This is a genomic window from Microbacterium sp. Bi128 (assembly GCF_918698205.1).
In genome coordinates this window covers 1-3,189 of sequence record NZ_CAKKMM010000542.1, presented here as the reverse complement: position 1 = coordinate 3,189, position 3,189 = coordinate 1, and the positions used below count along the sequence as shown (strand labels likewise).

3 protein-coding genes are annotated in these 3,189 nt (G+C 70.8%); all 3 read left to right on the top strand.

Annotated elements, in window-relative coordinates; genetic code table 11:
- Window positions 1-197 (top strand): hypothetical protein (locus LQV45_RS22595; RefSeq protein WP_230008917.1); only part of this gene is annotated, 197 nt, incomplete at its 5' end.
- Window positions 198-469: 272 nt separating this feature from the next.
- On the top strand, window positions 470-1,603 hold the full coding sequence (menC, locus tag LQV45_RS22590) for an o-succinylbenzoate synthase (protein WP_230008916.1): 1,134 nt from the start codon (window positions 470-472) through the stop codon (window positions 1,601-1,603).
- 77 nt (window positions 1,604-1,680) lie between these two features.
- A complete protein-coding gene (locus LQV45_RS22585; RefSeq protein WP_230008915.1) occupies window positions 1,681-3,069 on the top strand; it encodes a glycine--tRNA ligase in 1,389 nt (462 codons plus the stop codon).
- The last annotated feature ends 120 nt before the right edge of the window (window positions 3,070-3,189 follow it).

The window sequence follows — 3,189 nt, the reverse complement described above, 5'->3', positions numbered from 1 at the left end:
CCTTCGTTGTGTCCGCCGCGGGTGCACAACTCCTGCGGAATCGGCGGGGTCGTGGCATCTGGGGCCGCGGGGGAGTGGGTCTGCCGGAGTTGTGCTCGCCCCGGGCCGCGGGCTCGGCCACGGGGCCGGACGCCACCGCCGGACGCCGCGGACACAACGAAGGAGATGTGGCCGTGGCGGGCGGGTGGATGCCGTGAGCGCCGTGTCGCGGTGGCGGATCTCCTTCGTTGTGTCCACCGCGGGTGCACAACTCCTGCGGAATCGGCGGGGCCGTGGCATCCGGGGCCGTGGGGGAGCGGATTTGCCGGAGTTGTGCGCGGCCCGGGCCGGCGGGGACGCCGCGGCCCCGGTATCACGTCGCGAGTGGCGCGCCCCGGCCCGGGCGCGGTGTCGCCCGCGGCCGGCGCGGTGTCGCGAGCGGCAGCGAATCGCGCGACCGAAGCGACGGGACGCCGGATACCCTGCCCTCATGTCGCCCCGCACTCCCGCCGCCCCCGTGAGTCTGGATGCCGTTGAGCTGCGCGTCCTCCAGATCCCCCTGGTCTCGCCGTTCACGACGTCGTTCGGCACCGAGACGGTGCGCGAGGTCATCGTCGTCCGTGCCGAGACCGCCGACGGCGTCGGCTGGGGCGAGGTCGTGACGCAGGCGGAGCCGTTCTACTCCAGCGAGTACACGCAGGGCGCGTGGGACGTGCTCGCCCGCTTCCTCGCGCCGGCCTTGCTGGAGCGCCGCACCGTCGCGCCCGAGGAGGTCGCCGGCATCCTGAGCCCGGTCGTCGGGCACCGCATGGCCAAGGCCGGGCTCGAGCTCGCGGTCATCGACGCCGGCCTGCGCACCGAGGGCCGCCGCTTCGCCGACTACCTCGGGGCGGACAAAGACCGGGTGCCCTCGGGCGTCTCGGTGGGGATCCAGCGCGACCCGCAGGCCCTGGTCGAGACCGTCGGCGGCTACCTCGACGAGGGCTACGTGCGCATCAAGATCAAGATCAAGCCCGGGCGCGACGTCGACGACACCGCCGCGGTCCGCGCGGCCTTCGGCGGCATCCCCCTGCAAGTGGATGCCAACTCGGCCTACACCCTCGCGGACGCCGGCACGCTGGAACGACTCGACGCGTTCGAACTGCTCCTCATCGAGCAGCCGCTGCAGGAGGACGACCTCGTCGACCACGCGACGCTCGCGAGGCGCCTTCGCACCCCGGTGTGCCTGGACGAGTCGATCGTGTCCGACAAGGCCGCCGCCGACGCCCTGGCACTGGGCTCCGGGTCGATCATCAACATCAAGGCCGGCCGCGTCGGCGGCTACCTCGAGGCCCTCGCGATCCACGATCGCTGCCGCGCGGCCGGGATCCCCGTGTGGTGCGGCGGCATGCTCGAGACCGGCATCGGCCGGGCGGCCAACACCGCGCTCGCGGCCCTCCCGGGGTTCACGCTGCCCGGCGACATCTCGGCATCCGCCCGCTTCTACGACCGCGACATCGTCACCGAACCGGCCGTCCTCGACGACGGACACGTGCGCGTGCCGACCGGACCCGGCCTGGGCGTCGAGATCGACGAGGCCGCGCTGGAGGCCTTCACGGTGCAGCGGGAACGCCTCACACGATGAGGGGCGGCGTCGCTCGATAAACTGGATGCCGCGCACTCGCGCTCGCACCCACAACTTTCCCGACCATTGGAGCCACCGTGGCCGAACAATCCCGCCTCGACAAGGTCATCTCGCTCGCGCGCCATCGCGGGTTCGTGTTCCAGGCCGGTGAGATCTACGGCGGTTCGCGCTCCGCGTGGGACTACGGCCCCCTCGGCACCGAGCTGAAGGAGAACATCCGTCGCCAGTGGTGGCAGACGTTCGTGCGCGGACGCGGCGACATGGTCGGCCTGGACTCCAGCATCATCCTGCCCAAGCGCGTGTGGGAGGCCTCGGGCCACGTCGCGACGTTCACCGACCCGCTGGTGGAGTGTCTGCACTGCCACAAGCGCTTCCGCGCCGACAACCTCGTCGAGGACTTCGAGGCCCGTAAGGGGCGTCCGGCCGAGAACGGCCTCGCCGATGTTCCGTGCCCCAACTGCGGCACCAAGGGGCAGTACACCGAGCCCAAGGCCTTCTCGGGTCTCGTGAAGACCTATCTCGGCGTCGTCGACGACGAGTCGGGCCTGTACTTTCTGCGTCCCGAGACCGCGCAGGGCATCTTCGTGAACTTCTCGAACGTGCTCACGGCATCCCGTCGCAAGCCCCCGTTCGGCGTCGGCCAGGTCGGCAAGGCGTTCCGCAACGAGATCACCCCCGGAAACTTCATCTTCCGCACGCGCGAGTTCGAGCAGATGGAGATCGAGTTCTTCACTCCGCCCGCCGAAGCGCAGGAGTGGTTCGAGCACTGGGTCGAGGCGTGCTGGAACTGGTTCGTCGACCTCGGTATCGACCCCGAGAACATGAAGCGGTTCGACGTTCCCGAGGACGACCGCGCGCACTATTCCGCCGGCACGATCGACGTCGAGTACCGCTTCGGCTTCCCGGGCAAGGAGTGGGGCGAGCTCATGGGCGTCGCCAACCGCACCGATTACGACCTCAAGAGCCACTCGGAGGCCTCGGGCTCGAGCCTGACGTACTTCGACCAGGCCTCGGGTGAGAAGTACACGCCGTACGTCATCGAGCCCTCGTTCGGTCTGACACGCGCGATGATGGCGTTCCTCGTCGACGCGTACGTCGAAGAAGAGGTGCCCAACGCCAAGGGCGGCACCGACACCCGTACCGTGCTCAAGCTCGACCCGCGCCTCGCGCCCGTGAAGGCCGCCGTGCTGCCACTCTCGCGTAACGAGCGCCTGTCGCCGCTGGCCCGCGAGGTGGCCGACACCCTGCGCTCCGCCGGCTGGAACGTCGACTTCGACGACGCCGGCGCGATCGGCCGCCGGTACCGCCGCCAGGACGAGATCGGCACCCCGTACTGCGTCACGATCGACTTCGACTCGCTCGACGACAACGCCGTGACCGTCCGCGACCGCGACACGATGGGCCAGGAGCGCATCCCGCTCGACGCACTGCACGGGTACCTCGCCGAGCGGTTGCGCGGCGCCTGACGTTCGCCGCGCGGCGCGCGACGGGGCGGCGCGTGACGTCCGCCGCACGTCGCGCGACGGGGTGCCGCTGTAGCGCGGGGCGATCCCGCGAGACGCGACGGGGGTGGCGCTCTGGGCGAT

What these genes read in the sequence shown, in the direction of transcription:
- menC (WP_230008916.1), top strand. Translation starts at nt 470, where the DNA reads ATGTCGCCCCGCACTCCCGCCGCCCCCGTGAGTCTGGATGCCGTTGAG.